Raw genomic sequence first — 6,986 nt, 5'->3', positions numbered from 1 at the left:
AAACCGCGGGCGGCGCCGGCCCCGCCCCGCGCCCCGCCGCCCGGGGGGGGCCGCCGGGGGGGGGGGGGGCGGGGGGGGCCCCCCCCCCCCCCCACCCCGCGTTCTTGTGTGGGCCTGACGTCACGGCAGCGGTGCGGGCTCCGCGAGCAGCGTGGGCACGGTGATGATCGCGACGTCCTTGGTCAGCAGCCGGTGGACGGGACAGCGTCCCGAGACCGCGAGGAGCTGGTCCCGCTGCGTGGGGGTCAACTCCCCGACCAGCCCGATGTTCTTGACCACCTGCCCCTGTGCGCCGTAGCGGACCGCGACGTCCACCCGCTCCAGCGGCCATTCGTGGCGCTGCGCGTAGGCCCGCACCGCCATGGACGTGCACGCTCCGAGCGCGGCCAGGAGGAGTTCGCCCGGGGTGGGGCCGGTGTCGGTGCCGACGGGCTCCGGCTCGTCGGCTGTCAGGCGGTGAGTACCGATCGCCACGGAGCGCGCGAGCTGCTTTCCTTCGGCCACGGTAACGATGCGCGTGTTCATGCTTGCCTCTCAGCCGAGGCACGACCTGTGCCTCCCGAAGCTCAGACCGTGCGGGGCGCCCGACTGTGACGGCCGGCGTGTCCGTACCCGGCTGCACGAGGGTTGTGCGGGGCGACGGTTGCCGCCCCGTGGCTGATCAGCGGGACTGGTCGGTGGGGCGTACGAGGATTTCGTTGACCGCGACGTGGCCGGGCTGTGTGACGGCGTAGACCACCGCGGCCGCGATGTCCTCCGGCTGAAGGGTCCGCATCGACTCGGCCATGGCCTTGACCGCGGCACGATGGGCCGGGTCGGCGATGTGGTCGGCCAACTCGGTCGAGACGAAGCCCGGCTCCACGAGGACGACACGGACCCCCTGCTCGGTCACCTCCTGGCGCAGCGCCTCGGCGAAGGCGTTGACGCCGAACTTGGTGGCGGAGTAGACCGCGGCGCCGGCCGAGGAGATACGGCCCGAGGTGGAGGAGATCTGGACCACCGCGCCGCGGGAACGCAGCAGATGGGGCAGCGCTGCGTGCACCGTGTACATGGAGCCCAGCAGGTTGGTCTCCACCATGCGCGTCCATTCCGCGGTGTCCGCGTCCAGGACGGGGCCGGTGAGCATGACGCCGGCGTTGTTCACGACGATGTCGAGGGTGCCGAAGCGTTCGACGGTCCGGTCGACGGCCTTGCGTACCGACTCGGGGTCGCTGACGTCCATGTCCAGGACGAGCATCTCCCCGGGCGCTTCCTGCGCCAGTGCTTCGAGCCGGTCGGTCCTGCGGCCACCGACGGCCACGGTGGCTCCCGCCTTGGACAGCGCCAGCGCGGTCGCCCTGCCGATGCCGGACGAGGCGCCGGTGACGAGGACGACCTTGGGGTCGAGAACGGAACTCATGTCATCTCCGAATGAGGTGATGGGGGTGGGACGGGCAGGCCGGGGCGTGTGCGAGGACAGGACACGGCGGCCCGAGAAGGTGACCGAGGGGTCATGTTGTGCCAGCGTAACACTGAACATGACCCACGAGTCATGTTCAGTGTTAATGTTGTGACACGCAGAGGGAGGCGTCATGACCGGGAGAACAGCGGCAGTGCAGGCCAGGGCCGACAGCGTGCGCAATCGGCAGCTGCTTCTGCGAGCGGCCACCGAGGCCTTCGCCGAATGCGGGGTGGATGTGTCGATGCACACGATCGCCCAGCGGGCCGGCGTCGCCAAGGGCACGGTGTTCCGGCACTTCCCGACGAAGGACGACCTTCTCGCGGCGATCATGATGCAGCTGCTCGACCGGCTGCTCGAGACGGCGGACCGGCTCCTGCGTGCCGACGATGCCGGCCGTGCGCTGAAGGACTTCATGGCACACGGAATCGGCCTGCTCGCCGCCGACCGCGCGTTCTGTGACGTCATCGGCCGGCCCTCGCTCCAGCACGCGGACGTACGCGAGGCGATCGACCGGCTCTGCGACACGGTCGAGGACCTCACCGCCCGGGCCAGGGAACAGGGAGCCGTCCGCGGTGACATCACCGGAACCGACATCGTGCTGCTCCTCGGCGGTGTCCACCAGACCGCCCAGCCGCTGCTGGACCGTGAACCGCGGGCGTGGGAACGCTTCCTGGAGATCGCGTTCGACGGACTGCGGGCCCGTGACCGCGCGACCCTGCCCCATCCGCCCCCCGCCCGGCTGCGGATGGCGGACCCGTCGGGCGTTTCTGCACCGCCGGGGAAGTGACACTAAGTGGCACACCATCGGTGTGTTGTGAAATCATGCCGCAGCTTCTGTCTGGATCACGTCGGCCGACCAGCCGGGTACGGACGGGGGCGGGTAACGTCTGAGTCATGCCGTCGCGGCGGCTGCGCTCCGGACTCTCGTCGGCGTGGGGGTCGCTCCATGGATCATGTCGTTGGTGCGGTACCGCTCGCCGAGTCGCTCGACGAACGGCGGCACCTGCTGGACGTCGCCTGCCGTGCGCTCGGCAGCCGCGTCGCGGCCGAACGCGTCGTCGACGAGGCCTACCGGCGGTGGTACCGCCTCACCGATCCGGACCGGGTCCGGATGCCGTCCCCCCGCGTCTGGCTCACCCAGGTCGTGGACGAGGCGTGTCTGACGCGACCGGCGCCGGTCCGGCCCGGCGGGGAGGAGCGGGAGATCCAGGCCCTGCGGGCGTTGTGCGGCGAGGACGTGGAACCGGATGGGCGGGCCCGGTGGAGTGTGGGCACGCGGCGTGCGCGGCCCGTGTCGGCGCGTCGCGAGCATGAGATCACCGTTGCCGTGCGGCAGGCGTGCAGCGATCAGGACGGCCCCCGACTGCGGTCGCTGCTTGCCCCCGACGCGACGGCCTTCTTCGACAGCGGCGGCAAGATCCGGGCGCTGACCCGGCCCGTTTGCGGCGACGAGCAGGTCGCCTGCAGCCTGTTGGTCCTGCTGGCCGGACAGCGGCGCGTGACCCTGTGCACCGGATCGGTCAACGGGCGCACCGGCCTCGTCGCCCGGTGCGACGGCCAGGTCGCCGCGGTGCTGACCCTCGACATCGCGGACTCGCTGGTCCTTCAGGTCTGGGCGGTTCTCAACCCCGACAAGCTGCGTAGCTGGAACCGTTCCCTTCCCGGGTGAGCTCACGTGCCCCGGCGTCCCCGGGACGCGCGGGCGGGGGCGCGCAGTCGGCGCGGGATCCGAGGAAGGCGGCGATCTTGTCGGCGGTGAACACCCACAGAACCCGGTGGATCCCCCGCCGTGTGGCGGCGATGGTCATGAAGGTGGCGGGCCGGCCGTCCCGGTACAGCAGGACCCCGGCCCGCCCGTTGGCCTGCACGGGGGCGATCTCGACCGTCGGCCAGAAGCGTGACGAGGCGGTCGACAGGTTCGCCACCCGGGCACGACCGATCACGGGCACACGGGCCGCGCCGCGCAGCCCGTTGCCGTCGGACAGACTGACCGCGTCGGGCGTCAGGAGCGCTTCCAGCGAGGCCACGTCCCCCTCCTGGGCGGCCGCGACGAAAGCATCGAGCAGCCTGCGGTGCTCCTGGACGTCGACGCTGTCCCGCTCGTCGTCGGTGAGGTGCTTGCGCGCCCTGCTCACGATCTTCCTGGCGTTGACCGGGGTGAGGCGCAGAATCGCCGCGATCTCCGAGTAGCCGTACTCGAAGGCCTCCCTCAGCACGTAGGCGGCCCGCTCGGTGGGTGTGAGCTTCTGCAGGACGAGGAGCAGGGCGAGCTCCAGGGCCTCGGCGCGTTCGGCGCCGGCCACCGGGTCGATGCTCGTGTCGATGGGTTCGGGCAGCCAGGGCCCGATGTAGGTCTCGCGGCGCACGCGGGCGGACTGCGCCACGTTGATGGCCAGCCTCGTCGTGGTGCTCGACAGGAACGCCGCGGGGCTGACCACCGCCGAACGGTCGGTCCGCTGCCAGCGCAGCCACGCCTCCTGCACGACGTCCTCGGCTTCCGTCGCGCTGCCCAGGATGCGGTAGGCGATACCGAAGAGCCGGGGCCGCAGCTCCACGAACGTGGTGACGGCCTCGGCGAGGTTCCTGTCTGCGGGGGGTGCCTCTGTGGGGGATGCCTCTGGATACATGTCCCTCTGACTCCATTCCTCCGGGGCCCGGGTTGTCGGAATGCGGCCACGAGGCGCTCACAGACCCGGCGATCGTCTCCCCCTCAACGACCGAGGGACCAAGGATGCTGTGACAGTGATTTTGGAGTTCTTTTCATCGGCTTGGACGCGGAATCGGCCCTGCGCGCCGGCTGATCTACGGCGCCGTACAAAAAATGGGCCTGTCGTTCCACGGTGCGTGGAACGACAGGCCCATGAGACGCGCCTACTGCTGCTGGGCGAGCCAGTCGACGAAACGGGTCTCGCCGATGCGGGCGTCCGGGCCGGGGAGCAGCGTGGTCTCCTGGAGCTCGGCGCCGAAGTACGGGGCGTGCACGTCGGCGACGACCGTGCGCGGGTCGTTCTTGGCGGCCAGGCCCTTGCGGATCAGCTCGTCCAGCTGGAAGGTGTCGGGACCGGCCACCTCGACCACACCGTTGACCGGCGTGCCCACGGCGGTGCGGCCCACGGTGGCGGCGACGTCGTCCGAATAGACGGGCTGGATCTTCACCGGGGCCAGCTTGACGGTGTCACCCTCGGTCGCCGACTCGGCGATGCCCTTCATGAACTCGAAGAACTGCGTGGCGTGCACGATCGACCACGGGATCCCGGAGGCCTTGATCAGTTCCTCCTGCGCCTGCTTGGCACGGAAGTAACCGCTCTCCTGGAGCCGTTCCGTCCCCACCACCGACAGGGCGACGTGGTGGGTGACACCGGCGTTCGCCTCCGCCTTGAGGAGGTTGGTGGTGGAGGTCCGGAAGAACTCCATGACGGCGTCGTCCGCGAAGGAGGGCGAGTTGGAGACGTCGATCACGACGGCCGCGCCCTCCAGCACCTCGGCCAGTCCCTCGCCCGTCAACGTGTTGACGCCGGTGTTCGGGGCGGCCGCCACCGCCTCGTGGCCGTGTTCGTTGAGCTTGCCGACGACCTTCGAGCCGATCAGTCCGGTGCCGCCGATCACTACGACCTTCATGGGGACGTTCCCTTCACTCATTCTCATCTGCTGCCTGCACGAGGTATGACCGGGAGTCGATGGGCGCTGTGACACCTTTCTCGCATTCCAGCGACCTTCTCCGGGCCGGGGGACTGCTATTCGACGAGCTTTCCGTCCGCCGAGACGTCCTCCATCAGGGCCGCGATCTCGTCGGGGACCGGGCCGATGGGCTCACGGGTGATGCCGTCGGTCGGGGACCAGACGAGGTTCACCTGCAGCGCGGGATCCATGTCGGGGTAGTCGCTGCGGTTGTGGCATCCGCGCGTCTCGCGCCGCTCCAGCGCCGCCTCCAGGGTGGCCCGCGCCGCCAGGGCCGACGACTTGAGGTCGAAGGCATGGGCGAGGTCCTGGAAGCCCGCGATGTCCGGATGGACGCCGACCTTCTCCATGCGCTTCTCGATGGCGTCCAGCTCCGCCAGCCCGGTGCGCAGCCCCTCCTCGTCACGGACCACGCCCGCGTGCTCCGTCATGGTGTTGCGGATCGCGCGCTGCAGGGCGCGCACGTTCTCGGGTCCGTCGGCGGCGAGCAGGTCGTCAACCTCCGCCCGCGCCTGCGCCACCGCGGCGGCCGAGCGCGGCTGCGCGGTCAGCGACTCCGAGTAGGCGGCGGCCGCCTGCCCGGTGATACGGCCGTACACCAGCAACTCGATGAGGCTGTTGCCGCCGAGCCGGTTGGCGCCGTGCAGTCCGCTGGAGGCCTCACCGATGGCGTACAGGCCCCGCACGTCCGTGCTGTGGTCCTCGGGGCGGACCCACACCCCGCCCATCGAGTAGTGCGCGGTGGGCGCGACCTCGATGGGATCCCGGGTGATGTCCAGCATCTGCAGGTCCAGCAGCGTCTGGTAGACGCGGGGGAGCCGGTTCATGATGGTCTGCCGGGGCAGGTGGGAGACATCGAGCCACACCCCGCCGTTGGGTGTGCCGCGGCCTTCCTTGATCTCGGTGTAGGAGGCGAGGGCGACCCGGTCGCGGGTGGACAGCTCCATGCGTACGGGGTCGTAGCGGTTCATGTACCGCTCGCCGAGCGCGTTGCGCAGGATGCCGCCCTCGCCTCGGGCCGCCTCGCTCACCAGGGTCCCGGCCGCGTTCTCCGGCTCGATGATGCCGGAGGGGTGGAACTGGACGAGTTCCGGGTCGCGCAGCCGGGCTCCGGCCTCCGCGGCCAGCCGGAAGGAGTCGCCGGTGTTCTCGTCGCGCCGTGAGGAGGTGCGCCGCCAGATCCGGGTGTGGCCGCCGGCCGCGAGGATGACGGCGTCCGCGTGCACGAGGTAGCGCCTGCCATCGCCGAGGCCGAAGCCGTAGGCGCCGAAGACGGCGCCGTCGTGGACCAGGAGGCGGGTGATGTAGACGTTGTCGAGCACCGGTATGTCCAGCTGGTTCGCGCGCCGGATGAGCGTGCGCTGGATCTCCAGGCCCGTGTAGTCGCCCGCGAAGGCGGTGCGGCGGAACTTGTGGGCGCCGAAGAAGCGCTGGGAGATCCGGCCGTCCTCCTCCCGGGCGAAGGCCATGCCGTAGCGCTCCAGGTCGTCGATGCCGAGGGCGGCTCCCCGGGTGACGATCTCGGCGGTGCGGGGGTCGCCGAGGAGGTAGCTCTCCTTGAGGGTGTCGGCGGCGTGCTGCTGCCAGGTGTCCTCGGGGTCCATCGTGGCCAGGGCCGCATTGATCCCGCCGGCGGCGAGAGAGGTGTGGGTGTCCTCCTTGGGGCGCTTGCCGACGGCGAGGACATCGACGCCGGCCTCGGCCAGCTCGATGGCCGCGCGCAGGCCCGCGCCGCCGGTGCCGATCACCAGCACTGTGGTGGAAAGACGTTGTTCGGTGGCAACCACGGTTGCTCCCATCGCTCGGGGTGGTCACCAGCTACGACCAGGTGGAGTGAGGGTTTGTGACACCGTCGCCCGGACCCGGG

The 6,986-nt window shown here is 70.6% G+C and carries 7 protein-coding genes; 2 read left to right on the top strand and 5 right to left on the bottom strand.

The genetic code is table 11. The features are described from left to right. Window positions 1–120: 120 nt before the first annotated feature. Window positions 121–525 (bottom strand): OsmC family protein, encoded by a 405-nt coding sequence (locus tag ACZ3TS_RS38310; protein WP_467626720.1) that lies wholly within the window; start codon window positions 523–525, stop codon window positions 121–123. Window positions 526–661: 136 nt separating this feature from the next. Then, entirely contained in the window at window positions 662–1,399 is a 738-nt protein-coding gene (locus ACZ3TS_RS38305) for an SDR family NAD(P)-dependent oxidoreductase (protein WP_467626718.1), read from the bottom strand. A 172-nt stretch (window positions 1,400–1,571) separates the two neighbouring features. On the opposite strand from ACZ3TS_RS38305, the gene ACZ3TS_RS38300 reads away from it, so the two are divergent. Beyond that, window positions 1,572–2,228 (top strand): TetR/AcrR family transcriptional regulator, encoded by a 657-nt coding sequence (locus ACZ3TS_RS38300; RefSeq protein WP_467626715.1) that lies wholly within the window; start codon window positions 1,572–1,574, stop codon window positions 2,226–2,228. Between the two features lie 159 nt (window positions 2,229–2,387). Further along, window positions 2,388–3,110, top strand: coding sequence for a sigma-70 family RNA polymerase sigma factor family protein (locus tag ACZ3TS_RS38295; protein ID WP_467626713.1), 723 nt, complete (start codon window positions 2,388–2,390; stop codon window positions 3,108–3,110). Here the strand turns inward: ACZ3TS_RS38295 and ACZ3TS_RS38290 are convergent. The 3 genes from ACZ3TS_RS38290 to ACZ3TS_RS38280 form a co-directional block, all read right to left on the bottom strand. Further along, window positions 3,064–4,068, bottom strand: coding sequence for a sigma-70 family RNA polymerase sigma factor (locus ACZ3TS_RS38290; protein ID WP_467626711.1), 1,005 nt, complete (start codon window positions 4,066–4,068; stop codon window positions 3,064–3,066). The genes ACZ3TS_RS38295 and ACZ3TS_RS38290 overlap by 47 nt on opposite strands. A 244-nt stretch (window positions 4,069–4,312) precedes the next feature. Beyond that, window positions 4,313–5,059 (bottom strand): SDR family oxidoreductase, encoded by a 747-nt coding sequence (locus ACZ3TS_RS38285; RefSeq protein WP_361495119.1) that lies wholly within the window; start codon window positions 5,057–5,059, stop codon window positions 4,313–4,315. Between the two features lie 116 nt (window positions 5,060–5,175). Then, a complete protein-coding gene (locus ACZ3TS_RS38280; RefSeq protein WP_467626707.1) occupies window positions 5,176–6,918 on the bottom strand; it encodes an L-aspartate oxidase in 1,743 nt (580 codons plus the stop codon). Between the last annotated feature and the right edge of the window lie 68 nt (window positions 6,919–6,986).

This window comes from Streptomyces sp. NPDC022910 (assembly GCF_055561075.1).
This window is presented reverse-complemented; position numbering and strand designations above follow the sequence as displayed.

Bases quoted from the DNA above. Each gene is read 5' to 3' on its own strand.
- ACZ3TS_RS38310 (WP_467626720.1), bottom strand. From the start codon at position 525: ATGAACACGCGCATCGTTACCGTGGCCGAAGGAAAGCAGCTCGCGCGC.
- ACZ3TS_RS38305 (WP_467626718.1), bottom strand. From the start codon at position 1,399: ATGAGTTCCGTTCTCGACCCCAAGGTCGTCCTCGTCACCGGCGCCTCG.
- ACZ3TS_RS38300 (WP_467626715.1), top strand. From the start codon at position 1,572: ATGACCGGGAGAACAGCGGCAGTGCAGGCCAGGGCCGACAGCGTGCGC.
- ACZ3TS_RS38290 (WP_467626711.1), bottom strand. From the start codon at position 4,068: ATGTATCCAGAGGCATCCCCCACAGAGGCACCCCCCGCAGACAGGAAC.
- ACZ3TS_RS38280 (WP_467626707.1), bottom strand. From the start codon at position 6,918: ATGGGAGCAACCGTGGTTGCCACCGAACAACGTCTTTCCACCACAGTG.
- ACZ3TS_RS38295 (WP_467626713.1), top strand. From the start codon at position 2,388: ATGGATCATGTCGTTGGTGCGGTACCGCTCGCCGAGTCGCTCGACGAA.
- ACZ3TS_RS38285 (WP_361495119.1), bottom strand. From the start codon at position 5,059: ATGAAGGTCGTAGTGATCGGCGGCACCGGACTGATCGGCTCGAAGGTC.